This is a genomic window from Shinella sp. R2-11 (assembly GCF_055330205.1).
The window spans coordinates 107,315-133,353 of the sequence record NZ_JBVAPC010000009.1 but is presented as its reverse complement, the minus strand read 5'-3'; the positions used below and the strand labels follow the sequence as shown (position 1 = coordinate 133,353).

General features: G+C 65.4%; 27 protein-coding genes and 1 tRNA gene. 15 read left to right on the top strand and 13 right to left on the bottom strand.

Annotated elements, in window-relative coordinates; genetic code table 11:
• Positions 1-92: 92 nt before the first annotated feature.
• Positions 93-1,679: a globin-coupled sensor protein gene (locus ACZ1A1_RS21065; RefSeq protein ID WP_463621448.1), complete on the bottom strand. Its 1,587-nt coding sequence runs from the start codon at positions 1,677-1,679 to the stop codon at positions 93-95.
• Positions 1,680-2,313: 634 nt separating this feature from the next.
• Between ACZ1A1_RS21065 and ACZ1A1_RS21060 the strand changes: the two genes are divergently transcribed.
• Complete coding sequence (locus ACZ1A1_RS21060; protein WP_313194422.1) at positions 2,314-2,568, top strand: GlsB/YeaQ/YmgE family stress response membrane protein; 255 nt, start codon at positions 2,314-2,316, stop codon at positions 2,566-2,568.
• A gap of 21 nt (positions 2,569-2,589) precedes the next feature.
• Here the strand turns inward: ACZ1A1_RS21060 and ACZ1A1_RS21055 are convergent, their stop codons facing one another.
• Positions 2,590-2,874, bottom strand: a complete 285-nt coding sequence (locus ACZ1A1_RS21055) for a hypothetical protein (RefSeq protein ID WP_313194423.1) — start codon at positions 2,872-2,874, stop codon at positions 2,590-2,592.
• Positions 2,875-2,984: 110 nt separating this feature from the next.
• Between ACZ1A1_RS21055 and ACZ1A1_RS21050 the strand changes: the two genes are divergently transcribed.
• The 3 genes from ACZ1A1_RS21050 to ACZ1A1_RS21040 are packed head-to-tail and all read left to right on the top strand — an operon-like array spanning position 2,985 to position 5,781.
• Positions 2,985-3,611 carry a ribonuclease D gene (locus ACZ1A1_RS21050; protein ID WP_119257775.1) on the top strand — a complete coding sequence of 209 codons (627 nt, stop codon included), beginning with the start codon at positions 2,985-2,987 and terminating at the stop codon, positions 3,609-3,611.
• Between the two features lie 7 nt (positions 3,612-3,618).
• Positions 3,619-4,491, top strand: coding sequence for a DUF817 domain-containing protein (locus ACZ1A1_RS21045; RefSeq protein ID WP_463621447.1), 873 nt, complete (start codon positions 3,619-3,621; stop codon positions 4,489-4,491).
• Positions 4,492-4,542: 51 nt separating this feature from the next.
• Positions 4,543-5,781 carry a hypothetical protein gene (locus ACZ1A1_RS21040; protein WP_463621446.1) on the top strand — a complete coding sequence of 413 codons (1,239 nt, stop codon included), beginning with the start codon at positions 4,543-4,545 and terminating at the stop codon, positions 5,779-5,781.
• A gap of 3 nt (positions 5,782-5,784) precedes the next feature.
• Here ACZ1A1_RS21040 and ACZ1A1_RS21035 read toward each other — a convergent pair whose 3' ends face one another.
• Positions 5,785-6,120: a DUF6665 family protein gene (locus ACZ1A1_RS21035; RefSeq protein WP_313194427.1), complete on the bottom strand. Its 336-nt coding sequence runs from the start codon at positions 6,118-6,120 to the stop codon at positions 5,785-5,787.
• A 58-nt stretch (positions 6,121-6,178) separates the two neighbouring features.
• Positions 6,179-7,561, bottom strand: coding sequence for a nicotinate phosphoribosyltransferase (locus ACZ1A1_RS21030; RefSeq protein WP_463621445.1), 1,383 nt, complete (start codon positions 7,559-7,561; stop codon positions 6,179-6,181).
• 394 nt (positions 7,562-7,955) lie between these two features.
• On the opposite strand from ACZ1A1_RS21030, the gene ACZ1A1_RS21025 reads away from it, so the two are divergent.
• Positions 7,956-9,464, top strand: coding sequence for a hypothetical protein (locus ACZ1A1_RS21025; protein ID WP_463621444.1), 1,509 nt, complete (start codon positions 7,956-7,958; stop codon positions 9,462-9,464).
• Positions 9,465-9,531: 67 nt separating this feature from the next.
• On the opposite strand, the gene rpsA is transcribed toward ACZ1A1_RS21025, so the two are convergent.
• The 3 genes from rpsA to aroA form a co-directional block, all read right to left on the bottom strand.
• Positions 9,532-11,238, bottom strand: a complete 1,707-nt coding sequence (gene rpsA, locus ACZ1A1_RS21020; RefSeq protein WP_313194430.1) for a 30S ribosomal protein S1 — start codon at positions 11,236-11,238, stop codon at positions 9,532-9,534.
• A 162-nt stretch (positions 11,239-11,400) separates the two neighbouring features.
• Positions 11,401-12,036 carry a (d)CMP kinase gene (cmk, locus tag ACZ1A1_RS21015; RefSeq protein ID WP_463621443.1) on the bottom strand — a complete coding sequence of 212 codons (636 nt, stop codon included), beginning with the start codon at positions 12,034-12,036 and terminating at the stop codon, positions 11,401-11,403.
• On the bottom strand, positions 12,036-13,403 hold the full coding sequence (aroA, locus tag ACZ1A1_RS21010; RefSeq protein WP_463621442.1) for a 3-phosphoshikimate 1-carboxyvinyltransferase: 1,368 nt from the start codon (positions 13,401-13,403) through the stop codon (positions 12,036-12,038). The genes cmk and aroA overlap by 1 nt, the downstream gene beginning before the upstream one ends.
• A 252-nt stretch (positions 13,404-13,655) precedes the next feature.
• Between aroA and ACZ1A1_RS21005 the strand changes: the two genes are divergently transcribed.
• The 4 genes from ACZ1A1_RS21005 (at position 13,656) to ACZ1A1_RS20990 (ending at position 15,029) form a co-directional block, all read left to right on the top strand.
• Entirely contained in the window at positions 13,656-14,045 is a 390-nt protein-coding gene (locus ACZ1A1_RS21005) for a TIGR02300 family protein (RefSeq protein ID WP_184145209.1), read from the top strand.
• Positions 14,046-14,191: 146 nt separating this feature from the next.
• Positions 14,192-14,267 (top strand) — tRNA-Ala (locus tag ACZ1A1_RS21000).
• Between the two features lie 163 nt (positions 14,268-14,430).
• Positions 14,431-14,754: a type II toxin-antitoxin system RelE/ParE family toxin gene (locus tag ACZ1A1_RS20995; RefSeq protein ID WP_463621441.1), complete on the top strand. Its 324-nt coding sequence runs from the start codon at positions 14,431-14,433 to the stop codon at positions 14,752-14,754.
• A complete protein-coding gene (locus tag ACZ1A1_RS20990) occupies positions 14,751-15,029 on the top strand; it encodes a helix-turn-helix domain-containing protein (RefSeq protein WP_313194434.1) in 279 nt (92 codons plus the stop codon). The genes ACZ1A1_RS20995 and ACZ1A1_RS20990 overlap by 4 nt, the downstream gene beginning before the upstream one ends.
• A 24-nt stretch (positions 15,030-15,053) precedes the next feature.
• Here the strand turns inward: ACZ1A1_RS20990 and ACZ1A1_RS20985 are convergent, their stop codons facing one another.
• On the bottom strand, positions 15,054-15,341 hold the full coding sequence (locus ACZ1A1_RS20985; RefSeq protein WP_313194435.1) for a DUF2934 domain-containing protein: 288 nt from the start codon (positions 15,339-15,341) through the stop codon (positions 15,054-15,056).
• Positions 15,342-15,462: 121 nt separating this feature from the next.
• Here ACZ1A1_RS20985 and ACZ1A1_RS20980 point away from each other — a divergent pair, with 121 nt between their 5' ends.
• Both ACZ1A1_RS20980 and ACZ1A1_RS20975 read left to right on the top strand, forming a co-directional pair.
• Positions 15,463-16,632 (top strand): TMEM43 family protein, encoded by a 1,170-nt coding sequence (locus ACZ1A1_RS20980; RefSeq protein ID WP_463621440.1) that lies wholly within the window; start codon positions 15,463-15,465, stop codon positions 16,630-16,632.
• 24 nt (positions 16,633-16,656) lie between these two features.
• Complete coding sequence (locus ACZ1A1_RS20975) at positions 16,657-17,448, top strand: YdcF family protein (protein ID WP_463621439.1); 792 nt, start codon at positions 16,657-16,659, stop codon at positions 17,446-17,448.
• A 42-nt stretch (positions 17,449-17,490) separates the two neighbouring features.
• On the opposite strand, the gene ACZ1A1_RS20970 is transcribed toward ACZ1A1_RS20975, so the two are convergent.
• On the bottom strand, positions 17,491-17,964 hold the full coding sequence (locus tag ACZ1A1_RS20970) for a hypothetical protein (RefSeq protein WP_463621438.1): 474 nt from the start codon (positions 17,962-17,964) through the stop codon (positions 17,491-17,493).
• Between the two features lie 183 nt (positions 17,965-18,147).
• Between ACZ1A1_RS20970 and ACZ1A1_RS20965 the strand changes: the two genes are divergently transcribed.
• Positions 18,148-18,780 carry a trimeric intracellular cation channel family protein gene (locus ACZ1A1_RS20965; RefSeq protein WP_463621437.1) on the top strand — a complete coding sequence of 211 codons (633 nt, stop codon included), beginning with the start codon at positions 18,148-18,150 and terminating at the stop codon, positions 18,778-18,780.
• 6 nt (positions 18,781-18,786) lie between these two features.
• Here the strand turns inward: ACZ1A1_RS20965 and irrA are convergent, their stop codons facing one another.
• A complete protein-coding gene (gene irrA, locus ACZ1A1_RS20960) occupies positions 18,787-19,206 on the bottom strand; it encodes an iron response transcriptional regulator IrrA (protein ID WP_119257637.1) in 420 nt (139 codons plus the stop codon).
• Between the two features lie 337 nt (positions 19,207-19,543).
• Between irrA and fabA the strand changes: the two genes are divergently transcribed.
• The 3 genes from fabA to fabI all read left to right on the top strand — a co-directional run bounded on the left by fabA (position 19,544) and on the right by fabI (position 22,159).
• Entirely contained in the window at positions 19,544-20,059 is a 516-nt protein-coding gene (gene fabA / locus ACZ1A1_RS20955; RefSeq protein WP_119257636.1) for a 3-hydroxyacyl-[acyl-carrier-protein] dehydratase FabA, read from the top strand.
• Between the two features lie 64 nt (positions 20,060-20,123).
• Positions 20,124-21,347 carry a beta-ketoacyl-ACP synthase I gene (gene fabB / locus ACZ1A1_RS20950; protein ID WP_463621435.1) on the top strand — a complete coding sequence of 408 codons (1,224 nt, stop codon included), beginning with the start codon at positions 20,124-20,126 and terminating at the stop codon, positions 21,345-21,347.
• Positions 21,348-21,352: 5 nt separating this feature from the next.
• Positions 21,353-22,159, top strand: a complete 807-nt coding sequence (fabI, locus tag ACZ1A1_RS20945) for an enoyl-ACP reductase FabI (protein WP_463621434.1) — start codon at positions 21,353-21,355, stop codon at positions 22,157-22,159.
• Positions 22,160-22,214: 55 nt separating this feature from the next.
• Here fabI and ACZ1A1_RS20940 read toward each other — a convergent pair whose 3' ends face one another.
• The 3 genes from ACZ1A1_RS20940 to rpsO form a co-directional block, all read right to left on the bottom strand.
• Positions 22,215-23,231: a class I SAM-dependent methyltransferase gene (locus tag ACZ1A1_RS20940; RefSeq protein ID WP_463621433.1), complete on the bottom strand. Its 1,017-nt coding sequence runs from the start codon at positions 23,229-23,231 to the stop codon at positions 22,215-22,217.
• 88 nt (positions 23,232-23,319) lie between these two features.
• Positions 23,320-25,461 (bottom strand): polyribonucleotide nucleotidyltransferase, encoded by a 2,142-nt coding sequence (gene pnp / locus ACZ1A1_RS20935; protein ID WP_415213993.1) that lies wholly within the window; start codon positions 25,459-25,461, stop codon positions 23,320-23,322.
• Between the two features lie 305 nt (positions 25,462-25,766).
• A complete protein-coding gene (gene rpsO / locus ACZ1A1_RS20930; RefSeq protein ID WP_119257629.1) occupies positions 25,767-26,036 on the bottom strand; it encodes a 30S ribosomal protein S15 in 270 nt (89 codons plus the stop codon).
• Positions 26,037-26,039 lie beyond the last annotated feature (3 nt).

Below are 26,039 nucleotides of genomic sequence, written 5' to 3'. Positions count from 1 at the left end.
CCAAAATCGTCTTGGCCGCGGGCGGCTGGCTTCCGTCGGAAAGCCGGCTGCGCGCCGTCGAGAACCAGTGCCGGGGCCGTCTTTTGACCATCTCAGCCTCCAAAGCCGGCGGCGCGCGCCGTCAGGAAATCGAGGGAGGAAGACGGCGTCTCGATCCGCTCGGGCACGGCGCGCGCGGCGGGCCGGGCCGGGCGCGGATCGCGCTGGGCAAGATGGAATTCCCGCACCGTGCGGCCGAGTTCGAGAATGACCGTCTGGAGATCGCCGCCCATCGCGCCGACGCGGCCGGCATCCGTGGCATCGGCCTCCAGCGCGCGGCCGGTCCGGCCGATCTCGGCGGTGACGCCTTCCAGCCCCTCGGCGTCGGCGGCGCTTTCGCGCGCGATGCCGGTGATGGCCTCGTTGATGCCCTCGACCTGGCGAACGATGTTGCCGATCGCATCCTGGGTGCGGTGAACATGCTCGACGCCGGCTTCCACCTGCGCCTTCGTGCCGGTGACGAGCTGCTTGATCTCGCGCGCCGCGTCCGCCGAGCGCTGGGCGAGCGCGCGCACTTCCTGCGCGACGACCGCAAAGCCGCGGCCGCTGTCGCCGGCACGCGCTGCCTCGATGCCGGCATTGAGCGCAAGAAGGTTGGTCTGGAAGGCGATCTCGTCGATGACGCCGATGATCTGGCCGATCTTCTCCGCCGAAGCCTCGATATCCGCCATGGCAGACATGGCTTCGCCGACGATGGAGCCGCTGAGCGCGACCGACTGCTGGGTCGAGGCGGCGGCGCCCTGCGCCTTGCGCGTTTCGCCGAGCGTGTTGCGCACGCGCTCGACGATGGCGCCGAGGGCGTTGGCGGTTTCGATGAGGTTGGCGGACTGCTCGGCGGAGCGGGCCCAGAGTGCGCCCGCGCCCGAGGTGAGCGTCGCGACGAGCCGGTCGCTCTCGTTCGCATTGTCCGCGACGGCGGTGAGGCGCGCCTGGATTTCGGCGAGCGCGTCGTTCAGCGTCCCGGCAAGATCGCGCCAGGCTTCGGGCATCTCGCCGGTGACGCGGGCGGAGAAATCGAGCTGCGAGAGGCTGCGGATGGCGTCGCCGAAGACGCGGTCGAGTTCGGCGCGGTCTTCCTTGCGCTGCTCGCCGAGCGCGCGGTTGTGCGCGTGGCGCATCTGGTTGAAGCGCAGCGAGACGCCGATCTCCGCATCGACCATCGCCGTGCGCAGGAAGGCGGAGACAAGATCGGTCAGTTCCTTGCGGCGGGCCTTGCCGGCGCCGGGCAGGATGGATTTCGGCCAGTATTCCTCGATGAGGCCGGTGATGACCGTCTCGACGACGACCGAATGGCCGGCGATGCGCCAGCGCGGGTCGAGGCCCATCTGGCTTTCGCTGTCGGCAAGGACCTTCACGCGCTCGGCATAGAGCCCATCGAAGCGGGCGTCGGTCAGCACGCTCCAGTGGGAGCTCTGGAGGTCGTGCAGGCGATCGATCTGGCGCTCGCTCTGGAAATGGCGGGCGGCATCGGGAAAGGTCTGGAAGCGCTGGAAGAGATCGCGAAGGGCCGTCTCGACATGCCGTTCGAGTGTCTGGCGGTGGCGGCGGAGCAATTCGCCCTGGTCGGCCTCGACGCCGGCAAAGCGCAAACGGTCGCGCAGGCTGGCTGCCTGTCCCGTTCGTGCCTGTTCTGCCGGCATTTCCTGCACCAATCTGCTCCCAAACCACGATGCCCGGCTGCCTTCCGGCGACCGCTGAACTATCCCATGGAGGAGTGGCTGGCCGAGCCGCGCTCACGGAGCGGCGCCTGCCGGCAAAGCGGCCTGCGGCACCACCCGACGATCCATGATCAAATTCGGTGAAACTCGAATACCGGCTCGGTTCCGGTACGGCGGTTCGGCGTCATGCCTGGGTGAGAAACGGCGAATTTCCCATTCCGACGTGTTCAGCCATGTTTATGGTTAATTCCTTGCCTGAAGGTTAATGGTTCATGGCCTGCTTCCAGCTTCGCTAAAATTAAAGCGGCCCGGCATCGCACAGGGCACGGGGCGCAAGCCACGGGCAAGCTCGCGCGCGTAGGACGGCCATGCACTGACAATGACGTCAGGAGGAACGGGCAATGATTGTTCTGGGACTGGGCGCCACCGCCATCGCTTCGGCAACGCTTGCGGCCATCTGTCTTCTCATCGGGATCGATGCGGGGCGCGCGCCGGTGAGGGCACGGGTTTTCTAGCGCACCGGGCGGCAGGCGCCGTCACGCGCCCCCTTGCTTTCCGCCGCGCGCCTGCCACATTCTGGGAGGCGACGGAATGAGACCGTCAAAGGGAGCACATCATGGGAATTGAAAGCATTCTGGTTTTCCTCATCGTCGGCGCGATCGCGGGCTGGCTTGCCGGCCTTATCGTCTCGGGCTTCGGTTTCGGGCTGGTCGGCAACATCGTCGTCGGCATCGTCGGCGCGTTCATCGCCGGCTACCTCTTCCCCGCGCTGGGCATCAGCCTCGGCAGCGGCATCGTCGCGGCGATCATCCACTCCACGATCGGCGCGGTCATCCTGCTCGTGCTCATCAAGGTCATCAAGCGCGCCTGACAACGCAGCGGGCGCTGCCGCCTACCAGTTGAGGCCCCGCAGGGCGCGTATGCTGGAGGGCGGCAGCCTCGTGCTGCTCGAGGTGATGCCGTTTTCCTCGCAGACATAGACGTTGCGCGGCATCCAGCGGGAGCTGGTGCTGCGCGGCACCTCCACGCCCTGCCGGCAATTCATCGCATTCCTGTTGCTGTATTCCTCGGTGGCGTCGGACGGAACGACGCCGGGAAGGTCCTTGAAGGCCTGGGCCTGCCCTGCGGCAGCGGGCAGCAGGGCCGCGAGGAGGGCAAGGATCGCTGGTGTCTTCATCGTCTTTTCCGGCACCGCGCCGGCCTTCCGCATTTCACAAAGAGGTACCGCAGGCGGGCAACATGCGCTATAGGCCAGCGGATATTCAGATAGCTTAGATGGGGTTTTTCATGGCAAGTGCAATCCGGTATCACGAAGGCGACATCCCCGCCGCCGACGCCGCCCGCTATACCGGCGCCATCGCCATCGACACCGAAACGCTCGGCCTCGTGCCGCGCCGCGACCGGCTCTGCGTCGTGCAGCTCTCGCCGGGCGACGGCACCGCCGACGTCATCCGCATCGCCGCCGGCCAGAAGGAAGCGCCGAACCTCACCGCCATGCTGGAGGATCCGGCACGCCAGAAGATTTTCCACTACGGCCGCTTCGACATCGCCGTGCTGTTCCACACCTTCGGCGTCACCACCACGCCGGTCTTCTGCACCAAGATCGCCTCACGCCTGACGCGGACCTACACCGACCGCCACGGCCTCAAAGACAATCTCAAGGAAATGCTCGAGGTCGACATTTCCAAGCAGCAGCAGTCCTCCGACTGGGCAGCCGAGACGCTCTCGCCCGCGCAGCTCGAATATGCCGCCTCGGACGTGCTGCATCTCCATGCGCTGCGCGACAAGCTCACCGCCCGCCTCTTGCGCGACGGCCGCGCCGAGCATGCGGATGCGTGCTTCGCCTTCCTGCCGACCCGCGCCAAGCTCGACCTGCTCGGCTGGGACGAGACCGACATCTTCGCCCATAGCTGAGCCTTTCGTGGAGAGCGACAGGCCGCACCAGACCGGGCCGACGCTGGAGCCGCTGCGCCGGCTGATCCGCGGCCGGCTCGAAAGGCTTCCCCCCGGGCTTGCCGAATTCATCCTGTTCGGCCTCAAGCAGGCCTGGGCCTGCCTTTTCGCCGGGCTGATGCTCGGCCTCATCATCCTCACCAAGCTGATCTGGCAGCCGGACTGGCCGATCCATCGCTACGACGCGCTGTTCGTGATGGCGCTCGCGATCCAGGTCACCTTCCTGGCGCTGAAGATGGAGACCGTCGAGGAAGCCAAGGTCATCCTGATCTATCACCTCGTCGGCACCGCGATGGAAATCTTCAAGGTCCATATGGGGTCCTGGGCCTATCCGGAGGAGGCAATCATCCGCCTTGGTGGCGTGCCGCTCTTTTCCGGCTTCATGTATGCTTCGGTCGGCAGCTACATGGCGCGCGCCATCCGCATCTTCGACATGCGCTTCACGCGCTATCCGCCGTTCTGGGCGACGGCGCTGCTGGCGGTCGCGATCTATGCCAATTTCTACCTGCACCACTTCCTTGCCGACATCCGCATGACCCTCTTCGTCGCGACGGTGCTGCTCTTCGGGCGCGTGCGCATCTACTACACGGTGGAGGAAAGGCCGCGCTGGATGCCGCTGGTGGTCGCGGCCTTCTTCACCAGCATCTTCCTCTGGATCGCCGAGAACATCGGCACGGCAACGGGCGTCTGGCTCTATCCGGGCCAGCAGACATGGCACATGGTGCCCTTCACCAAGCTCGGCTCTTGGTATCTGCTGCTCTATGTCAGCTTCGTGCTCGTGACGATCGTCTGCCGGCCGGAGCCGCCGGATGCCGCGCCGGCCCGGGCGCTACAGGCTTAACGTCCAGTTAACGGCCTCGACGGTATTCTCCGGGCAAGACCGGAGGTTGCCATGTTGACACCCCTGCAGAGCGCGCAGTCCACCGCCGCCGTCTCGGCCATGCAGTCGATCGTCGAGACGATCGAGGATCGCCGCCGCGAGGAAGCGGAAAAGGCGAGCGGGCAGAAGAAGGACGAGATCCGCGCCCAGGCCGAGCTGCGCTCGGACGATGCCGCACGCCAGGCCAATGCCCGCATCAACGAGCATTTCTTCGGCAGCAATGCCCGCGGCGGCGACACGCTCGCCAAGCTGATCTCCCGTTTCAGCGAGACGCTCGGCGTCAGCCAGCAGGACGGCGAATCCGCTCGCGCCTTCGCCCAGCGCCTCGCCGACAAGCTCACCCTCATCGACAGCGTCGGGCTTCCGGCCAGGGACAGCACGTCCGGCGTCACCGTGCTTTCGCTCGGCACGACCCTTTCCGCCGTAAAGCAGGCGATGAGCGGCGCCTCGGACGACGCAGCCGCCAACCTCGTCGCCCGCCTTGCCCTCGCGACCGGCGTGACGCAGGGCGAAGACGAGGCGGATGCCGATTTCCAGCAGCGCCTTTCCGCGATGCTCACGCGCCAGCGCGGCGAATTGCCGGCGGACGTGGCGACGCTCGAAAAGACCACCGGCCTTTCCGATCTCGGCCTCAGAGCCAGCGACCTCGTCGCGGCGATCCGCGATCCCTATGGGGCCGGCGCCCAGCGCGTGAAGGAAGCGCTGGCCGACAAGGCGGACGCGGAAAAGGCGCTGACGCCCGAAATGCGCAAGGTGCTGGCGCGCCTCGAAGATACGGCCAAGCCGAAATCGCTGGAGGAACTGAAGCTCGACCGGAGCCGGCGCGACCCGACCCGAATCGAGGATGCGCAAACGCGCAAGGAGCGCGAGGAGACGATCGGCAAGCTCGAAGCCGGCGACAGGCTGGAGGATGTCCGGAAGCTCCAGGATGCCGTGGGCCGCGCCCATGAGGAAGCCGCAAGGGGCGAGACGGGCGACAAGAGCTTCGGCGACGTGCTCGACACGATCCAGCTTCTGGCCGCAGGCGCCGAGGCGACGGCGATCGCCGACAGGACGGCGGAGAAACCCCGCGACAATGCGGCGTCCGGCACGGACACGCCGGCCGAGACCAGCGGCGAGGCGGTGCGCAACCTCGATGCGGCCGGCACCCGCGAACAGCAGGAACGGGAAGAGGCGAGGAAAGACATCTTCGTGCTGCGCGTCGACGACAACGGGATCTACGACCTCATCACCCGCCAGCTCGTCGCCTGACGGCTACGGCTTGCGCCGCACGATGCCGAGCCGCGCCATGACCTCGGGCGGAATGCCGTAGCGGCGGATCGCGTCCTTCTGGCTGCGCAGGCCGCACATTTCGCGCTGGATGAAGAAGGCCCAGACCTTGTCGGCCGCGTCGTCGAGGAGGTCTTCGCGCTCCTGCCCGGCGCAGCCGGCGGCCAGCCGCTCGGCAAGGAGAGCCAGCGCCTTCTCCACCTTCAGTCCGTGCCGGCCGAGCGAATCCGCCCGCTCCGACATCAATTCGTATTCGAGGATATTGAGCCCTGTGTCCTTCGTGAAGGAAGGGGCGAGCGCCTGCGGCGGACGAACCGTCATCTCTCGTCTCCAGTCATGGACCTGAAGATGGAGCGGCCGGGGCCGGACCGCAAGGGCCTCAGACAGCGCGGGCGCGCACCTCGTCCAAGGTCCAGTCCACCAGCAGCCTTCCGTCGTGCCAGACGGGCTGCAACAGGTTCTGCCGGCCGGCGAGCTGGTCGACGCGCGCCGCCTCCGGGCCGAGATAGCCTTCGACCACCGCCTGGCGGCCTGCCTTGGAGGCCTTGACGTTCATAGTCGCCGGGCGCTTGTAGACATCGTGCCACGCCCCCCTGGCATCCTGCCGGGCATTGGCCTTCATGGCGAAGGAATAGGTGTCGCGGTTGACGCGCTGGAGAAGCCCCGCGCCCATGCCGAAGGCGATGTTCTCCGCCGAGAAGCCGAAGGCCTCCAACCGGCCGAGGATGAGGCCGATATCGGCGGGCGAGATGCCGTCACCCTGGATGACGCGCACGCTGTTGTCGAGCACCTTGTAGCCCTTGGCGTTGAGATGCGTGCCGAAGGCATAGGCGAGCTGGCGCACGACCTGCACCGGGGTCTCCACCGGATCGCCGCTGTCGGGGCGCACGACGAGCGTGCCGCCGGCCGCCTGCACGCGGTCCTTGAGCTGCTTGCCCCATATCTCCGAAACGGCATTGTTGATGTCGTAGCTGTCCGACACGACGGCATAGAGACCCTTGGCACCAAACCTGTCGATCATGTTGCCATAGGCTTCCGCCTCGCGGTCCTGGCCCCAGGAGGTCATGGTCGAGTGCTCGGAGGCCGGGATCGAGAAACCGGCCATGTCCGCGCCGTAGTAGCGGCGGGCATAGAGCACGCCGGTCACCGTATCCGTGCCCATGAAATTGACGAGGTGGGCGACGCCGCCGATGCCGGCCTGCTCGAAGCTCGTCGTGCCGCGCGCGCCGAAATCGTGCAGGCGGAAGGGCAGCACCGCGGCCGGGTCGTCGCAGGTCTTTTCCAGGATGGGCTGGATGATCTGCTTCACTTTGCGCGAATTGGAAGCGACCGTGCTCGGATACCAGATGGCGCGCAGCAGCGCGGTCTCGATATAGGAGGTCAGCCAGAAGCAGGCCGGGTCGGTGTTGACCACCTGCGCCACCGGCACGCCGCGGCGCACCAGCGTGCCCTCCGGCAGCGCCTCGATGAGGAGCGGCAGGTAGCCGCCGTGCCTGCGCACGATATGCTCCCAGCCCTCGCGGTTGAACGGCAGACCATGGGCGGTGACGATCGCCTCCGCCTCATCGATATCCGAAAGCGTCACGGGCTTCGACAAGTACTCCTTGAGGAACATCTGGAGGCCGAAGAACAGCACCTCGGCATGGTCGGAATGGCCGCGCGCCTCGACATAGGAGGAGATCGCCTGCGTTTCCGGCGGATATTGCAGGTAGTGGCTGAACTTGTAGCTGTCGGTATTGAGGATGAGGTTGGTGAGGTTCATCAGGGGTCTCCGCCGCATCCGCCGCCCGCCTCCGGCCAACAGTGCCGGGAAGATTTACGCGAGCCGAGCATAAGGGGCAAGAGCACTGCGAAAGCAACCTTGCCGTTCTACTGCATCTGCGAAGTATTCATGGTCCGTTAGCATTTCGTTAACCATAAAATGCCAATGGTAGGAACCAAAGCGTTGTTCGGCGTTCCGGGTTTCCCGTCCCGCACAGTCAGCGGTCCAGTGCTCTGCCGGTTCATCCCGCCGCCGCCCCCGCATGAATGCCCGGTTCGCCGGGCCGACAGCTTGTCACTTCGCAGCGTCGCGCATGATGCGCCATCCGACGGACGATGGAACATTGGCAGGCCCTTGCGATGGACGGCATCGGCAGGGCGAACAGGAGGCGGGCATGCTGCCGCATGTGGCACCGACGACCGGCACAGCGCAGTCCACCCCTGCCCTTCAGGCAGGCGGGACGGCCGACGCCGCCGTCAAGCCGCAGCTTTCCGCCGCCGCCCTTGCCAATCTGCGCGCCGAAGTGCTCCTGCGTCTCATCGAGACCATGCTGAAGCACATGCCGCCGGCCGGCGGGACCGATCCCGGCCGCGACCTTCTCGAAACGCTGCTTACCCTCCTGAAGTCCATGCCCGGCGGAGAAGGCGGCCGCAAGCTCGCCGACATCATCACAAGGTTGCCGCCGGAGCTGCGCCCGAGCGTGGAGAAGCTGATCGGCACCGTGCTTTCCGCCATGCCGACGCGCAGCCTCGTCGAGGTCGTGCGCAATCCGAACGGGCCGGAAGCGCAGAAGCTCGCCAATCTCCTGGCAACCAGCCTGCCGGCCGAGACGCTTGCCGGCGGCGCTGCCGAGCGCCAGCAGAAACCGGTCGCGCTCACCGCCCAGCAGCTTGCCGCCGTCGCGCGCCACGACGGCACGCAGCAGGCCGGGCAGACGCCCGGCGATGCCCGCGCGCTCCAGACCGTGCTGAAGCGCATCTTCGATCTCGACGGCAACAGCAGGCCACGCGCCCTGCCCGTCGACACGGCCGAGGCCGACGAGCGGCTGCCCGTCCAGAACCGGGCCGCCGTCGCGACCGGCGGGGCGGCCCGCGCGGAACCACGCCTGCCCGCCGCCAGGACCGCAGGACAGGAACCGCTGGAAGCCGCCGCCGCGACGCTGCGCCATCAGGGCAGCGCGGAGGAACTGGAAGCGCCGGCCCCCATAGCGAAGCGTGCCGAGGCGCCCGCGCGGGCGCAGATCGCCAATGCGGCCGGCCAAGCGCTCGCGCGCGGGGTGTTGCAGGCCGTGACGCGGGACATGCCGCCGGAAATGCTGATGCAGGCCGTCGCGCATCTGATGGAAAACCTCTCGCCGGAAGAGGTGAGCTTCCTGCGCGCGCTGCTCGAACGCCCCTTCGGGCCGGAGGTCGAGCAGGAACTCGCCCAGATGGTCCGCGGCCAGGCGGAGGACGGCGCCCGGACAGGCGGCAAGGCACAACCGGAGACGACGCATTCGGCACAGCCGCGCCCGGCAGTCGAGCCCGACAAGCCGCTGCCCATGCAACAGGCGCGCGAGGCGGCTCCCGCCATGGCGCTCGCCGACGCCACGCCGGAAAGGCTTGTGGCAACGCCGATCCTGCGCGAGGGCGTGCCGCTCGCCTTCGTGCCCTACCTGCCGGCCGAAGAGAATGTCGAATGGCCGGAGCCGCGCGGGGCGGAACAGGACGAGGCCGGCGAGGAAAATCCCGGCGAGGGCGAAGACGGCGGCAGCGAGGCGCAGGCGGAAGCGGAGGGCGACGCCCCGGGCGAAGAGCCCGAAAGCGCAGACATGGCGCGCCGTCGCGAGAAGACGGCGGAGATGGTCGGCGTCATCGAGCCGGGCCTCGTCTTCTACCAGAAGCTCGGCGACTACTGGACCTGACCGATCCCCCAAAGAAAAAGCCGGCAGGGATCGCTCCCTGCGGGCTCTTCATTTCGTAAGCGAAGGCTTACTCGGCGTTGTTGCGGTTCTTCAGAGCCGCGCCGAGGATGTCGCCGAGCGAAGCGCCCGAGTCGGACGAACCGAACTGTGCGACGGCTTCCTTCTCTTCGGCGATTTCCAGCGCCTTGATCGAAAGCTGGATCTTGCGATCCTTCTTCGAGAAGTTCAGGACGCGGGCGTCGACGGTCTGGCCGACCGAGAAACGCTCCGGACGCTGTTCGTCACGGTCACGCGACAGGTCGCCGCGACGGATGAACGCGGTGATGTCCTCGTGGTTGACGAGCTTGACTTCAATGCCGCCATCGTTGACCGCGATGACTTCAGCCGAAACGACGGCGTTCTTGCGCAGGTCGCCGGAAGCGGCAGCTTCACCGACCGCATCGCGGCCGAGCTGCTTGATGCCGAGCGAGATGCGCTCCTTGTCGACGTCCACATCGAGAACGACGGCCTTGACGACATCGCCCTTGTTGAACTCTTCGATGACCTGCTCGCCCGGACGGTTCCAGTCGAGGTCCGACAGGTGCACCATGCCGTCCACGTCGCCGTCGAGGCCGATGAACAGGCCGAATTCGGTCTTGTTCTTGACTTCGCCTTCGACTTCCGTGCCAGCCGGGTGGCTGTGCGCGAAGGCCTGCCACGGGTTCTCGAGGGTCTGCTTGAGACCGAGCGAGATGCGGCGCTTCGTCGGGTCGACTTCGAGAACGACGACGTCGACTTCCTGGCTCGTGGACAGGATCTTGCCGGGGTGTACGTTCTTCTTGGTCCAGGACATTTCGGAGATGTGGATCAGGCCTTCGATGCCCGGTTCCAGCTCGACGAACGCACCGTAGTCGGTGATGTTCGTGACGGTGCCGGAGATCTTCTTGCCGACCGGGTACTTCGTGCCGATGCCATCCCACGGATCCGACTCGAGCTGCTTCATGCCGAGCGAGATGCGGTGGGTTTCCTGGTTGATGCGGATGATCTGAACCTTGACCTGCTGGCCGATGGACAGGATCTCCGACGGATGGTTGACGCGGCGCCAGGCCATGTCGGTGACGTGCAGCAGGCCGTCGATGCCGCCGAGGTCGACGAACGCACCGTAATCGGTGATGTTCTTGACGACGCCGTCGACAACCTGGCCTTCTTCGAGGTTCTGGACGATTTCAGAACGCTGCTCGGCGCGCGACTCTTCGAGAACCGTGCGGCGCGAAACGACGATGTTGCCGCGGCGCTTGTCCATCTTGAGGATTTCGAAGGGCTGCGGGTTGTGCATGAGCGGCGTGACGTCGCGGATCGGACGGATGTCGACCTGCGAACGCGGCAGGAAGGCGACGGCGCCGTCGAGATCGACGGTGAAGCCACCCTTGACCTGATTGAAGATGACGCCTTCGACGCGCTCGCCGGCTTCGAACTTGACTTCGAGCTTGGCCCAGCTCTCTTCGCGGCGAGCCTTTTCGCGCGACAGAACGGCTTCACCAAGCGCGTTTTCGATGCGCTCGACGTAGACTTCGACTTCGTCGCCGACCTTCAGCGTGCCGTCCTTGGACTTGGCGCCGAATTCCTTCAGCGGAACGCGACCTTCAACCTTGAGGCCGACGTCGACGATGGCGACGTCCTTTTCGATCGCGGTAACGATGCCCTTGGCGACATAGCCTTCGGCGAGATCGTTAGCGGCGAAGGATTCCTGCAGAAGGGCTGCGAAATCTTCGCGCGTGGGGTTTGCTTGAGACATTGAAACTCCTGATGTGCCAAAGGCACGGGCGCCGGGGGTTAGCGTTGGTGATGAACGAGGCGCTATCCGCTGCCCTTGGGCAGCAAATCCGGCGCGGGGACAGGCCTTGTTCTTATGTTTCGCAACACCGGACGGAAAACCGCTTGCGCACTTTTCCTGGCGTTACTGGTGCTTAAGCGCAGCGTCGATGAACGACTTTGCAGCGGAAAACGCCGCCTCTATACTCATTTCCGAGGTATCGAGCAAGTGCGCATCGTCAGCTGGCTTCAGCGGACTGTCCGCCCGGCCCATGTCGCGCTCGTCGCGGCGGCGGATATCCTCGAGGATCGTCCCGTAATCGGCCACCCCGCCGCCGGCGACGATCTCGTCATGGCGGCGCTTCGCGCGCACCTCGGCCGAGGCCGTGACATAGAGCTTCACCGGCGCATCCGGGCAGACAACCGTGCCGATATCGCGCCCGTCGAGCACCGTGCCCGGCTCGCGCGCCGCAAAGCCCTGCTGCGCCTCGACCAGCGCCCGGCGCACCAAAGGCATGACCGCGATCTTCGAGGCCGCCTCGCCGATGGCATGGGCCGACAGCACGGAACGATCGAGACCGCCGAGATCGAGGGTCTTCGCGACATCGGCCGCCACCGCCTCGTCATCGAGCGGCAGGCCGCGATCCAGCAATGCCTTCGCCGTTGCCCGGTAGGTCAGCCCCGTATCGAGGTGATGGAAGCCGTATTCCTCCGCGATGCGGCGTGAGAGCGTGCCCTTGCCGGCGGCGGCGGGACCGTCGATGGCGATGGTGAAGGTCATCAGGCGGCCTTCGTATCGTGAAGCTCGATCTTCGCGCCGAGGCCGGTCATCAGGTCCATGAATTCGGGGAAGCTCGTGGCGATCATCGTCGCGTCGTCCACCGTCACCGGGTTCTCCGAGACGAGGCCCATGACGAGGAAGCTCATGGCAATGCGGTGGTCGAGATAGGTCGCAACGGCCGCACCCGACGCATTGCCGAGGCCCTTGCCGTCCGGACGGCCGCGCACGACAAGCGAGGCTTCGCCCTCCTCGCAATCGACGCCGTTCAGCTTGAGGCCATTGGCGACGGCCGAAAGGCGATCGCTTTCCTTGACGCGCAGCTCTTCGAGGCCGCTCATGACGGTCGTGCCCTCGGCGAAGGCGGCCGCAACGGCGAGGACCGGATATTCGTCGATCATCGACGGCGCGCGGTCTTCCGGCACGCTCACGCCCTTCAGCGCGGAGGAGCGGACGCGCAGGTCCGCCATGTCTTCGCCGCCGGCAAGGCGCGCGTTCAGGATCTCGATATCCGCGCCCATTTCCTGCAGCGTCAGGATGAGGCCGGTGCGGGTCGGGTTCATCAGAACGTTGAGGATGGTCACGTCAGAGCCCGGCACGAGCAGCGCGGCGACCAGCGGGAAGGCCGTCGAGGACGGGTCGCCCGGCACGTCGATGACCTGGCCCGTCAGCTTGCCGCGGCCTTCGAGCCGGATGGTGCGCACGCCATCGGCATCCGTGTCCACGGTGAGATTCGCGCCAAAACCCTGCAGCATCTTTTCCGTGTGGTCGCGCGTCATGATCGGCTCGATGACGGTGGTGATGCCGGGCGTGTTGAGGCCGGCCAGCAGCACGGCGGACTTCACCTGGGCCGAGGCCATCGGCACGCGATAGGTGATCGGCGTCGGCGTCTTCGGCCCGCGCAGGGTCACGGGGAGGCGGTCGCCCTCGGCAGAGGTGACCTGCACGCCCATTTCGCGCAGCGGGTTGAGGACGCGGCCCATCGGGCGCTTGGTGAGCGAGGCATCGCCGATGAAGGTGGAATCGAAATCGTAGACGCCGACGAGACCCATCGTCAGGCGGCAGCCGGTGCCGGCATTGCCGAAATCGAGCGGCGCCTCGGGCGCCAGCAGCGCGCCGTTGCCGACGCCGTCGATGATCCAGGTGTCGCCCTCCTTGCGGATCTTCGCGCCCATGGCCTGCATGGCCTTGCCCGTGTTGATGACGTCCTCGCCTTCGAGCAGGCCGGTGATGCGCGTCTGGCCGCTCGCAAGGCCGCCGAACATGAAGGAACGGTGGGAAATCGACTTGTCGCCGGGAATGCGGACGGTTCCGGAAAGGCCGGAGGATTTGCGGGCGGTTGCGGGCCGTGCACTGGCGCCGTGCGACATGGGCGTCTTCCTTATATATCCCGGCTCCCGGCGAGGATCGCCCGGGAGATCGGCGGCTTGCTATCATAAACGATTCAAAGCGTCATCATCCCGGCGAAAAACATTCGCCGGAAAGGGCGGCGCCGGACACCGCCGAAGTTTGGCTTTGACAGGCTTGCCCAAGACGATTAAGGGGACCGGCTAATCAATTTCCCCTTCAACGCGCCGGAACCCCGGCCCGCCGGCAGAAACGGCACCTGAGAGGCTTTGACAGTGGCAAAACCGGAACTCGGAACCAAACGCATCGACCCGGAAACGGGCAAGAAGTTCTACGACCTGAACCGCGATCCGATCGTTTCCCCCTATACGGGCAAGTCCTATCCCCTCTCCTTCTTCGAGGAGACCTCCGCAGCCGCAGTCCTGGAAAAGGATGAGGACGAGGACGTCAACGAAGTCGATACGGAGAACACGGAAGTCGAGCTCGTCTCGCTCGAGGATGCCGACGAGGATGCATCCGGCGGCGACGACCTGCCGGATCTCGGCGACGACGACGTGGAGATCGACGGCGACGACGACGACACGTTCCTGGAACAGGACGAAGACGACGACAATGACGACATGAGCGACCTCATCGGCGTCACCGGCGACGAAGACGAAGCTTAAGACCTTGATAATCCGGCCGGTTTCAAAAAAATCGGCCGGATTTCATTTTTCGGCTTGCCATCTCCGAAGCCCGGAAGTAATAAGCCGCCACACCGAACGGCAACGCCGCTTCGGTTCCCGGAAACCGGCCTTGCCGGACCCATTATGGGGCTATAGCTCAGCTGGGAGAGCGCTTGCATGGCATGCAAGAGGTCAGCGGTTCGATCCCGCTTAGCTCCACCAATTTTCTCCTGACAATACAGTAAGTTACCGGTCAGCGACTTTTGCTGCATTTTGCTTTCGGACTTCGGGGCACCCCCGGGGCACCCCGAGGACGCAAATCAGCGCTCCGCCTCATACCGCCATACCCATTGCATGATTATCGCATATTCGCTATATAGCCTTCATGCGATGGACGGTTGAAACCCTCGAAGTTGTCGATTCAGAAATCGAGGCGCTGCCGCCCAGGCTGCAGGCCCGGCTCATCCGCCTTATGGAAGCGGTCGAGAACGTTGGCCTGGAGCAGTTGCGGGAACCGCACGTCAAGCATCTGGAAGGCAAGCTTTGGGAACTGCGCGCCAAGGCTTCCGAAGGTATCGCACGCGGCATTTACGTGACCGTCACCGGACGGCGCGTGGTCATCCTGCATGTCTTCGTGAAGAAGTCGCAGAAGACCCCGAAAGCCGCCCTTGAGATTGCGAGAGCGCGGATGAAAGAGGTGAAGCCATGACGAAAATTGCAGACCTCAAGAAGAAGCTGATGGACAACCCGGAATTCCGGCAGGAATACGAGAAGGCCGACGCGGAATTCCGGCTTATCGAAACCCTCGTCCATGCCCGGACGAAGGCGAAGCTCTCCCAGGCCGAGCTTGCAAAGCGCATCGGCACGACGCAATCGGCCATCGCCCGGCTGGAAGGCGGCGGCGTTTCCCCGTCCATCTCCACCCTGCGCCGATATGCCGAGGCCACTGGAGCCAGGCTCGAAATCAATTTAATAACGCCTTGATTCCGGCCGCAGGCTGCATAGCGATTACGGCTGTTCGCGCATGCCGGGCGTCGCCTCGCGCTGGTCGGCGTCCTCCAGGTCGGTCTTCACGATGAAGGTGTCGCTGTGCTGGCGGGCGGCTTCGCGGAGCGCTGCGAGGTTCGGTTCGTCGTCGCCTTCGATCTCGCCGTCGCCGTGGTCGATTTCGTGTTCCGCCTGCAGCCAGTGATCGTCCGGCTTGCCTTCGGGCGAGCCTTCCTGCTGCCAGAGTTCGTAGGCGCGTCTGCGGATGCGGTCTTCCCGGTTCTCGGTCATGGATGTGCTCCCTTCCATTTCGCGCCGTATGAACGGATGAGTGGGCCTGAAAGTTCCCGTCTTGCGCAATTCAGGAACTCTGAATAAGCATGGCGTGCCACACGTTTCAGGGGAAAATGCGGGCTTGTCGGGGGACTTCATGAGCTTTACGGAAACGACGACCACTTCCTGGTTTTCCAGGCTGAAGGGGGCGCTGATCAAGATCGTGGTCGGCCTTGTCCTGCTTGTCGCCTGCATCTGGCTTCTCTTCTGGAACGAGGGCCGTTCGGTGAAGACCTACCGGGCCCTCGTCGAGGGCGCCGGACTCGTCGTTTCCCTCGACAATGGCAGCGTCGATCCGGCCAATGACGGCAGGCTCGTGCATATTTCCGGGCCGGTAAAGCCGGTCGGCGTGCCGCAGGACGAGATGCTCGGCATCTCCGCCGAGGGCGCGGCCGGCCTCGAGCGCATCGTCGAGATGTACCAATGGGCCGAGAGCTCGCAGTCCGAAACGCGCAAGCAGCTCGGCGGCAGCGAGGAAACCGTCACCACCTATTCCTACCGCAAGGAATGGAGCCGCGACGAGATCAGCTCCGGCAGCTTCCGCCAGCCGGGCCACGATAATCCGAAGAAGCCGGTCGCGGATGCGCGCTTCTCCGTTCCCTCGGCGACGATCGGCGCCTTCAGCATAGAGGGCCGTGCGGTCGCCCGCCTCGGCGAGGAGCGCATCGTGCCGCTCAGCGCGACCGAGGCGAACCGGCTCGGCGAGGCCGTTTCTATCGGCAAGCCCGTCTCGGTGGTGGCCGGCGCGGCCATCTTCTCCCTCAACCCGCAGGATCCGCAGATCGGCGATATCCGCATCCGCTTCGAGCGGTCGGATATTTCCGAGGCGAGCTTCGTCGGGGCGCAGCGCGGAACAAGCCTCGTTCCCTACAAGACGACGAACGGGCGCGAACTCTTCCTCAGCGAGGCCGGCATTTCCGACGCGGCCGCCATGTTCGACGCGGCGCAGAGCGAAAACACGATCGTCACCTGGGCGGTGCGCATCGGCGGGCTGGTCGGGCTCCTCGTCGGCTTTGCCTTCATCCTCTCCATCCTCGGCGTGATCGCCGACGTCGTGCCCTTCTTCGGCTCCATCGTGCGCTTCGGCACCACGGCGATCGCGCTCATCCTCACCCTGCTCGTCGGCCCAGCGGTCATCGCCGTCGCGTGGATCGCCTATCGCCCGCTCGTCGCCGTTGCGGTTCTTGCCGCCGGCATTGCGCTTGCCGCCGGCATCCTCTATCTGCGGCGCGGCAAGGGGGCGGCCCCGGCGACCGCACCCGCATGACGGAACGAGCAGAATGGGCGTGACGTGACCTTCTACATTTCGAAGATCTTCTGGCTTCTCGCCCAGCCGCTTTCCCTCACCTTCACGCTGCTCGTCATCGGCCTTGTCGCGGGCCGGCTGGGCTGGCGGCGCGCGGGGACGCTTGCGGGGACGATGGCCGCGCTCCTCCTCTTCGTGACGCTCTTCACCTCGACCGGCGCGGTGCTCCTGCAGGTGCTGGAGGACCGCATTCCGCGCGCCGAGCTTGCCAGCGGCGGGCCTTCCTGCATCATCACGCTCGGCGGCGGGTTCGAATCGGAGATCATCGCTGCGCGCGGCGGCTTCGAGATGACGCAGGCCGGCGACCGCTTCGTGGAAACGCTGCGGCTGGCACGGGAGTTTCCCGAAGCGCGCATCCTGATTTCCGGCGGCGACGGATCGTTCAGCGGGGCCTACGAGGGCGACGCCGTGGTCGGCACGCGCTTCTTCGAGGCTTTCGGCGTGCCGGCGACGCGGCTGATCCGCGAGGAAGACTCCCGCGACACGTTCGAGAACGCCGCCAATACCGAGGCTCTGCTTGCCGAAAACAATCTCGGGAACTGCCTGCTGGTGACGTCAGCCTTCCACATGCCGCGCTCTGTCGGCCTCTTTCGCAAGCTCGGCCTTGTGGTGCAGCCCTGGCCGACGGATTACCGCACGACCGGGCGCGCGAGCCTCGGGCTCGACGTCTCCCAGCCTTCGGCCAACAGCCAGCTCATGACGACGGCGCTGCGCGAATGGACGGGGCTGCTCTTCTACTACCTCGCTGGCCGCACGCATACGCTGCTTCCGCAATAGAGCATTTGCGAACGCGAGACCGCTTCGCGCTTTTGCTTGAGGTCACTTCTTCGAGATCGTCTCGAAGCGGGTGTTACGCACGCGAATGGTCATGATGCAATACTCGTCGTCGCTCCGGCCGCAGCTTGCCGCATTGGCCTTGAGCTCCAGCACCATGTTGCCGAAGCGCTTCTTCATCTCGTAGCCGTAGAGATCTGCGGTGGCGGCGAGGAAATAGCCGCCTTCCGCCACGCGGATATAGAATTCGTGCGGGCAGCCGACATTGCCGCACAGGCCGCCCGGCACGCCGTCGCAGTTGACCGCCCCAAGATTGAAGATCGCGTCCGTCTGCCGGTCGTTGTTGAAATCGACGCTGTCGGCGAAATCCTCGCCATAGACGGCCGTCTTGCAACGCCTGGCGACCTCCGCCTGGACGGCGGCCATGGCATCCGGCACGATCTCGGCCGCGCGAACGGGCGTGGCGGCCGCAACGAGCGCGGCGCAGAGGAGCGCGAGGAAACTCATGCGGATGGCCATCTCTCAAACCTTTCCATGGCGGGCGATTCGGTCATTATGCGGCCGGGTGCGGCATGCGGCGTGATTCTGCCGCGTGCACCTTTTGCAGTCGGCGATTCCGGACGCACCTTGCCGGAACAGCTTTAGGCAGCAAAGCTGTCGCGAGGCTTGGCCTGATGGGGCCCGGCGAATAAGGGGGAAGACGTGACGATCCTTGAACTGCTCGATTATACGGGCGTTGCCGTCTTCGCCGCGACGGGCGCGCTTTCGGCCTCGCGCAAGCAGCTCGACATCATCGGCTTCCTGTTCCTCGCCGCCGCGACCGGCATCGGCGGCGGCACGTTCCGCGACGTCATTCTCGGGATACCCGTCTTCTGGGTGGTGAACCCGACCTATCTCATCGTCTGCGTGACGGTGGCGCTGGTCGTCTTCGTGCTCGCGCACCGCATCGAGTCGCGCTACCGGCTGCTGCTCTGGCTCGATGCGATGGGCGTCTCGGCCTATTGCGTGATGGGCGCGGCGAAGGGCTATGCGGCCACCGGCTCGCCGACCGTCGCCATCACCACCGGCGTTCTGACCGCAAGCTTCGGCGGCATCATCCGCGACCTTCTGGCGAACGAGCCCTCGGTGCTGCTGCGGCCGGAAGTCTACATCACGGCAGCGCTGATCGGCGCCGCAGCCTTCACGGGGGCCACCGTCGCGGGGGCGCCGCTATGGGTCGCCTCGGCCGTCGGCATCGGCGCCGCCTTCATCGTGCGCGGCGGGGCGCTACGCTTCGGCTGGCGCTTTCCGGTCTACAAGCCCCGGCCGGGGCGGCATCCGGACGATGTCATGTGAGAAGGATCAGGCCTTGCGCGGACGCAGGCGGATGATCACGTCGACATGCGCGATCTCCATGCCCTCGGGCGGCTCCGGCAGGTTGCCGATCTCGATATTGCTCACCGGGATGTCGAGGACGTGGTTCTCGCCCTCCACGAAGAAATGGTGATGGTCGGAGACATTGGTGTCGAAATAGGTCTTCGCGCTTTCCACCGCCAGGACGCGGATGAGGCCGGCCTCGGTGAACTGGTGCAGCGTGTTGTAGACCGTCGCCAGCGAGACCGGAACGCCGGCCGTGACGGCCTCCTCGTGCAGTTCCTCCACCGTCAGGTGGCGGTCGCCCTTGGCAAACAGGAGATCGGCAAGGGCCACGCGCTGGCGCGTCGGGCGCAGGCCGGAATGGCGCAGGCGCTCTTCGATGGGCAACTCGTGTGCATGCGTCATGGGCGAGCGATCCGCTTGTCTGGCCTTGAACAACAATCTTGAGCTTTCGATATAACTTTAGCGCCGCCGGGATTCAATAGGATTGCAACGCCCAATGGGCCAGGATTGCGGCGCCCGATGGGCGCGCAACATGCGGAAAACCGGGGCCTTGGCCCCGCCCAAGGCAATTTGCGCTGGCTGTCACCGCACGCATCATGTATGCGGACTGCTGAATTAACGTCTCGCCCAAAACGGGTGCGGCGACAAAACGGGAGGGATCGGGCGCTTTAAATTCCGCCTCGCCTCCTCTAAATCTAGCGCTGAACAAGCGTGTACAAGACCGGGGATGAGACATTCGATGACGACCAGGCAATCCAGCTACAACTATGAGGAAATCCTGTCCTGCGGCCGCGGCGAGCTTTTCGGCCCGGGCAACGCGCAGCTTCCTCTGCCGCCGATGCTGATGGTCCACCGCATCACCGACATCTCCGAGACGGGCGGCGCCTTCGACAAGGGCTATATCCGCGCCGAATACGACGTGAAGCCCGACGACTGGTACTTCCCCTGTCATTTCCAGGGCAACCCGATCATGCCCGGCTGCCTCGGCCTCGACGGCATGTGGCAGCTCACCGGCTTCTTCCTCGGCTGGCTCGGCGAGCCCGGCCGCGGCATGGCGCTCTCCACCGGCGAGGTGAAGTTCAAGGGCATGGTTCGGCCGGACACCAAGCTTCTGGAATACGGCATCGACTTCAAGCGCGTCATGCGCGGCCGCCTCGTGCTCGGCACGGCGGACGGCTGGCTGAAGGCCGACGGCGAGACCATCTACCAGGCGACCGACCTGCGCGTCGGCCTGTCGAAGGACAAGGAAGCCTGAGGCGGAAAGCCTCGGGGGCGGCGCGCCGCCCCCGCCACGAGACGTTCAAGAAAAGGTCAGGAATATGAGACGGGTAGTTGTCACGGGTCTGGGGATCGTATCCTCCATCGGGAACAATGCGGACGAAGTGACGGCATCGCTGCGCGACGCGCGCTCCGGCATCAGCTTCAGCCAGGACTTCGCCGACCACGGCTTCAAGTGCCAGGTCTGGGGCTCGCCGAACATCGACACGACCGATCTCGTCGACCGCCGCGCGGCCCGCTTCCTCTCGCAGGGCGGCGCGTGGAACCACGTCGCGATGAAGCAGGCCATCGCCGATTCGGGCCTCGAGGAGGCCGACTATTCGGCCAATCCGCGCGCCGGCATCATCATGGGTTCGGGCGGCCCGTCCACCCGCACGCTGATCGAGGCGGCCGAGATCACCATCAAGAACAACTCGCCCAAGCGCATCGGCCCCTTCGCCGTGCCGAAGGCCATGTCCTCGACGGCCTCGGCGACGCTCGCCACCTGGTTCAAGATCCACGGCGTCAACTATTCCATCTCCTCGGCCTGCTCGACCTCGGCGCACTGCATCGGCAATGCCGCGGAAATGATCCAGTGGGGCAAGCAGGACATCATGTTCGCCGGCGGCCACGAGGACCTCGACTGGACTATGTCGAACCTCTTCGACGCCATGGGCGCCATGTCCTCCAAGTACAACGACACGCCGTCGACCGCCTCGCGCGCATATGACGTCAGCCGCGACGGCTTCGTCATCGCCGGCGGCGCGGGCGTCCTCGTCCTCGAGGAACTGGAGCACGCCAAGGCGCGCGGCGCGAAGATCTATGCCGAGATCGTCGGCTACGGCGCGACCTCGGACGGCTACGACATGGTCGCTCCCTCGGGCGAAGGCGCGGTGCGCTGCATGCGCCAGGCGCTTGCCACGGTGAAGGGCGATGTCGACTACATCAACACGCACGGCACCTCGACACCCGTCGGCGACTCGAAGGAGATCGGCGCGATCCGCGAAGTCTTCGGCGAGAAGATCCCGCATATCCAGTCGACCAAGTCGCTGACCGGCCATTCGCTGGGCGCTGCCGGCGTGCAGGAATCGATCTACGGCCTCCTCATGATGCAGGCCGGCTTCATCGGCGAAAGCGCGCATATCACCGAGCTGGACCCCGAATTCGACGGCGTTCCGATCGTGCGCAAGCGCATCGACAACGCCAAGATCGACACGGTTCTTTCCAATTCCTTCGGCTTCGGCGGCACGAACGCCACGCTGGTCTTCCAGCGTCACAACGGATGACACGCATGACGGGGATCATGAACGGCAAGCGCGGCCTCATCATGGGGGTCGCGAACAACCACTCCATCGCCTGGGGCATCGCCCAGAAGCTGGCCGGCGCCGGCGCCGAGCTCGCCTTCACCTACCAGGGCGAAGCGCTCGGCAAGCGCGTGAAGCCGCTCGCCGCCGAGCTCGGCTCGGACTTCGTCATTCCCTGCGACGTCGAGGACATCGGCTCTGTGGATGCGACGATCGCCGCGATCCGGGAAAAGTGGGGCAAGCTCGACTTCGTCGTGCACGCCATCGGCTTTTCCGACAAGAACGAGTTGAAGGGCCTTTACGCCGACACCTCGCGCGAGAATTTCTCGCGCACTATGGTCATCTCCTGCTTCTCCTTCACGGAGATCGCCAAGCGCGCGGCGGACCTGATGACGGACGGCGGCGCAATGCTGACGCTGACCTATGGCGGCTCGGTGCGCGTCATGCCGAACTACAATGTCATGGGCGTCGCCAAGGCGGCGCTGGAAGCCTCCGTGCGCTACCTTGCCGGCGACTACGGCCCGCAGGGCATCCGCGTCAACGCGATCTCGGCCGGCCCGATCCGCACGCTGGCCGGCGCCGGCATCTCCGATGCCCGTGCCATGCTCTCCTGGCAGCAGAAGAACGCCCCGCTGCGCCGCACCGTCACCATCGAGGACGTCGGCAATTCGGCGCTCTATCTCCTCTCCGACATGTCGAGCGGCGTCACCGGCGAGATCCACTACGTGGACGCGGGCTACAACATCACCTCCATGCCGACGCTGGAGCGGCTGGCAAAAGCGGACAGCGAATAAGAAAACGGCGCGAAGGTCTCCCTTCGCGCCGTTTTTGCTTGTCCTCGAATTCCCGTCAGCGCTTGCCCCAGAGCACCTTGAAGCGGGCGTTGCGGCAAAGCTCGCCGCTTTCCTTGAAGACGTCCTTCAGCACCGGCTCATAGGGCAGGCCGCGATTGGCGACCATCAGCAGGCGGCCGCCGATCTTCAGCGACTTGGCCGCCATGCGGATCATGCCCGCGCCCAGCGAATGGTCCGCGGCATGGCCCTCATGGAAGGGCGGGTTCATGACGATGAGGTCGTAGTGATCGCGCGGCGTCTCGGCCGTCAGATCGAACCAGTAGTAACGTGCCGGGATATTCGGGCAGTTCTCCGCCATGTTCTCCTTGGCCGCTTCCAGCGCCTCGTAATGCGCCTCGAAGAGGTCGATGCCCTTTGCCTGCGGCGCGCGGCCACCAAGCATGACCGAGAGATAGCCCCAGCCCGCGCCGAAATCGGCGGCATGGCCGTTGAAATCCTCCGGGATGCGGGTGGCGAGCAGTTCGGAGCCGTCGTCGATGCGGTCATGCGAGAACATGCCCGGCGCGGCCGTGAAGCGGCCGACGATGCGCACCGGCTTGGCCGCAAGCTTCGAGATTGCCTCTGTCGGGTCTTCCGGGCGGGCGAACCAGATGGCGAGGCCATGGTATTTCGGCATGGAATCGCCGGTGAGGCCGAGCTGGTCGAGGCGCTTGCGCATGGACTGCACGCCGTCTTCCTTGCCGCCGGCAACGACGATCAGGCCGCCCGTGCGCACCCGGCGCAGGGCTTCCGCGATGCGGTTCTCGTTCTCGCCCTTGTGCTTGGTCATCAGGATGAGCGCGCCGTCGAAGTCCTCACCCTCGATGACGGGCTTCACGTTGGCACGCACGGCCTCCAGCCCGCGATAGAGCGAGCGTAGCGGCTGTACCGCCTCCAGCGCCGCGCCAAAGCCTTCCGGCGGGCGCTGGCCGGCTTCCGCGCCGAGGAAGAGGTAGCGCTCCCCCTCGCCCGGCAGGCCAAGCGTGCCGGAGGCGAAGGGATGGAACAGGGTTTTCAGGGCGTCGCGGGTCATGGTCGGCTTTCGGCAGGATGGGGAGCGGTCAAAGAAAAGGGGCGCGGAACGTGCCGCTCCGCGCCCCCCTTCATGCATTGGTGTGCGATTACTCGGCGGCTTCGCCGTCGCTCTTCTTCTCGGCGGCGATTTCCTTGCCGGTCGCCTGGTCGACGACCTTCATGGAGAGGCGGACCTTGCCGCGCTCGTCGAAGCCCATCAGCTTGACCCAGACCTTGTCGCCTTCCTTGACGACGTCGGAGGTCTTGGCAACGCGCTCCTGGGCGAGCTGCGAGATGTGCACGAGGCCGTCGCGCGGGCCGAAGAAGTTGACGAAGGCGCCGAAGTCGGCGGTCTTGACGACCGTGCCTTCGTAGACCTGGCCGACTTCCGGTTCCGCGACGATGGAGTGGATCCACTTGCGGGCCGCTTCGATCTCCTTGCCGGACGAGGACGCGATCTTGATCGTGCCGTCGTCTTCGATGTTGATCTTGGCGCCGGTCTTCTCGACGATCTCGCGGATGACCTTGCCGCCCGTGCCGATGACTTCACGGATCTTGTCGACCGGGATGTTCATGACTTCGATGCGCGGTGCGAATTCGCCGAGCTGGCCGCGGCTCTCGGTGATGGCATTGGCCATCTCGCCGAGGATGTGCTTGCGGCCGCCCTGTGCCTGGCCGAGAGCGACCTTCATGATCTCCTCGGTGATGCCGGCAATCTTGATGTCCATCTGCAGCGAGGTGATGCCGTCGGCCGTGCCGGCGACCTTGAAGTCCATGTCGCCGAGGTGGTCTTCGTCGCCGAGGATGTCGGAGAGAACCGCGAAGCGGTCACCTTCCAGGATGAGGCCCATGGCGATGCCGGCAACCGGCTTTGCCAGCGGAACGCCGGCGTCCATGAGGGCGAGCGAGGTGCCGCAGACGGTGGCCATCGAGGACGAGCCGTTCGACTCGGTGATCTCGGAAACGACGCGGAGCGTATAGGGGAACTGTTCCGCCGTCGGCAGCATCGGGCGGATGGCGCGCCATGCGAGCTTGCCGTGGCCGATTTCGCGGCGGCCCGGGGAGCCCATGCGGCCCGTTTCACCGACCGAGTAGGGCGGGAAGTTGTAGTGCAGCAGGAAGCGTTCCTTGTACATGCCGGTCAGGCTGTCGACATACTGCTCGTCCTCGCCGGTGCCGAGCGTGGCGACGACGATCGCCTGCGTCTCGCCGCGGGTGAAGAGGGCCGAGCCGTGCGTGCGCGGCAGGATGCCGACTTCCGAGACGATCGGGCGAACGGTTTCGAGGTCCCGGCCGTCGATGCGGCTCTTGGTGTCGAGGATGTTCCAGCGGACGATCTTGGCCTGCAGGTGCTTGAAGACGGCGCCGATGACTTCGGCGGTGTACTTCGGCTCGACGCCTTCCGGCAGGAAGTGCGCCTTGACCTTGGCCTTCACGGCGTCGACGGCAGCGTAGCGGTCGGCCTTCTGGGTGATCTTGTAGGCGTCGCGCAGTTCCGCTTCGGCAAGGCCGAGCATTTCGGCTTCGAGGGCGGAATAGTCTTCCGGCTGGAAGTCGCGCGGCTCCTTGGCAGCCACTTCAGCGAGCTTGATGATCGCGTCGATGACCGGCTGGAAGCCCTTGTGGCCGAACATGACGGCGCCGAGCATGACGTCTTCGCCAAGTTCCTTGGCTTCGGACTCGACCATCAGGACGGCGTCCTGCGTGCCAGCGACGACGAGGTCGAGAACCGACTCGTCCATCTCGTCGAGATGCGGGTTGAGGACGTATTCGCCGTTGATGTAGCCGACGCGGGCAGCGCCCACCGGACCCATGAAGGGAACGCCGGAGATCGTCAGCGCTGCGGAAGCGGCGACCATCGACAGGACGTCGGGATCGTTTTCGAGGTCATGCTGGACGACCGTGACGACGACCTGCGTGTCGTTCTTGTAGCCTTCCGGGAAGAGCGGGCGGATCGGGCGGTCGATCAGGCGGGAAACCAGCGTTTCCTTTTCCGAGGGACGGCCTTCGCGCTTGAAGTAGCCGCCCGGGATCTTGCCGGCGGCGTAGGTCTTTTCCTGGTAGTTGACGGTCAGCGGGAAGAAGTCCTGGCCGGGCTTCGGCGCCTTGGCGGAAACGACGGTGGCGAGAACGACGGTCTCGCCGTAGGTCGCCAGAACCGCGCCGTCAGCCTGACGGGCGATCTTGCCGGTTTCCAGCTTGAGCGGACGGCCCGCCCATTCGATTTCAACCGTATGGGTATCGAACATGTCTTGTCCTTCTTGGCGGATACGCGCACCGCCGCCCGAAAAGGCGCAGGTGGTCTATCCGCGTTCGTGACGCATCATGGGCAAGACAACGGGAGGCTTCCGTAATGGCGCCGCGCGCCCGAAGCATCCTGCAATCCTGCCCCATGACAGGTCATCGGTTGGTTCCGCAGGACCGGCCCATCCGGCCTGCTGGAAAATCCCGTTCCGCGAGGCGGTCGCAACCGGCACAGGCGAAGCGGTAAGGCGGAAATCTCTTCCGCAAAAGAAAGCGGCGGGCGTTCACGAGGAACGCCCGCCGAAATTGCTTAGCGGCGAATACCGAGGGCAGCAATCAGCTTGCTGTAACGGGCTTCGTCCTTCTTCTTGAGGTAGTCAAGAAGCGAGCGGCGGCTGGAAACCAGCGTCAGAAGGCCACGACGGGAGTGGTTGTCCTTCTTGTGGTCCTTGAAGTGGCCGGTCAGGTTGTTGATACGCTCGGTCAGGATCGCGACCTGAACTTCCGGAGAACCGGTGTCGCCTTCCTTGGTGGCGTATTCCTTGATCAGCGCAGCCTTGCGCTCAGCAGTGATCGACATCGT

Bases quoted from the DNA above. Each gene is read 5' to 3' on its own strand.
- ACZ1A1_RS21065 (WP_463621448.1), bottom strand. From the start codon at position 1,679: ATGCCGGCAGAACAGGCACGAACGGGACAGGCAGCCAGCCTGCGCGAC.
- ACZ1A1_RS21060 (WP_313194422.1), top strand. From the start codon at position 2,314: ATGGGAATTGAAAGCATTCTGGTTTTCCTCATCGTCGGCGCGATCGCG.
- ACZ1A1_RS21035 (WP_313194427.1), bottom strand. From the start codon at position 6,120: ATGACGGTTCGTCCGCCGCAGGCGCTCGCCCCTTCCTTCACGAAGGAC.
- ACZ1A1_RS21055 (WP_313194423.1), bottom strand. From the start codon at position 2,874: ATGAAGACACCAGCGATCCTTGCCCTCCTCGCGGCCCTGCTGCCCGCT.
- fabB (WP_463621435.1), top strand. From the start codon at position 20,124: ATGAGACGGGTAGTTGTCACGGGTCTGGGGATCGTATCCTCCATCGGG.
- ACZ1A1_RS21040 (WP_463621446.1), top strand. From the start codon at position 4,543: ATGTTGACACCCCTGCAGAGCGCGCAGTCCACCGCCGCCGTCTCGGCC.
- ACZ1A1_RS21050 (WP_119257775.1), top strand. From the start codon at position 2,985: ATGGCAAGTGCAATCCGGTATCACGAAGGCGACATCCCCGCCGCCGAC.
- rpsO (WP_119257629.1), bottom strand. From the start codon at position 26,036: ATGTCGATCACTGCTGAGCGCAAGGCTGCGCTGATCAAGGAATACGCC.
- ACZ1A1_RS20990 (WP_313194434.1), top strand. From the start codon at position 14,751: ATGACGAAAATTGCAGACCTCAAGAAGAAGCTGATGGACAACCCGGAA.
- pnp (WP_415213993.1), bottom strand. From the start codon at position 25,461: ATGTTCGATACCCATACGGTTGAAATCGAATGGGCGGGCCGTCCGCTC.
- ACZ1A1_RS20970 (WP_463621438.1), bottom strand. From the start codon at position 17,964: ATGGCCATCCGCATGAGTTTCCTCGCGCTCCTCTGCGCCGCGCTCGTT.
- cmk (WP_463621443.1), bottom strand. From the start codon at position 12,036: ATGACCTTCACCATCGCCATCGACGGTCCCGCCGCCGCCGGCAAGGGC.
- fabI (WP_463621434.1), top strand. From the start codon at position 21,353: ATGACGGGGATCATGAACGGCAAGCGCGGCCTCATCATGGGGGTCGCG.
- fabA (WP_119257636.1), top strand. From the start codon at position 19,544: ATGACGACCAGGCAATCCAGCTACAACTATGAGGAAATCCTGTCCTGC.
- irrA (WP_119257637.1), bottom strand. From the start codon at position 19,206: ATGACGCATGCACACGAGTTGCCCATCGAAGAGCGCCTGCGCCATTCC.
- ACZ1A1_RS21030 (WP_463621445.1), bottom strand. From the start codon at position 7,561: ATGAACCTCACCAACCTCATCCTCAATACCGACAGCTACAAGTTCAGC.
- ACZ1A1_RS20980 (WP_463621440.1), top strand. From the start codon at position 15,463: ATGAGCTTTACGGAAACGACGACCACTTCCTGGTTTTCCAGGCTGAAG.
- ACZ1A1_RS20985 (WP_313194435.1), bottom strand. From the start codon at position 15,341: ATGGAAGGGAGCACATCCATGACCGAGAACCGGGAAGACCGCATCCGC.
- ACZ1A1_RS20940 (WP_463621433.1), bottom strand. From the start codon at position 23,231: ATGACCCGCGACGCCCTGAAAACCCTGTTCCATCCCTTCGCCTCCGGC.
- ACZ1A1_RS20995 (WP_463621441.1), top strand. From the start codon at position 14,431: ATGCGATGGACGGTTGAAACCCTCGAAGTTGTCGATTCAGAAATCGAG.
- rpsA (WP_313194430.1), bottom strand. From the start codon at position 11,238: ATGTCTCAAGCAAACCCCACGCGCGAAGATTTCGCAGCCCTTCTGCAG.
- aroA (WP_463621442.1), bottom strand. From the start codon at position 13,403: ATGTCGCACGGCGCCAGTGCACGGCCCGCAACCGCCCGCAAATCCTCC.
- ACZ1A1_RS21025 (WP_463621444.1), top strand. From the start codon at position 7,956: ATGCTGCCGCATGTGGCACCGACGACCGGCACAGCGCAGTCCACCCCT.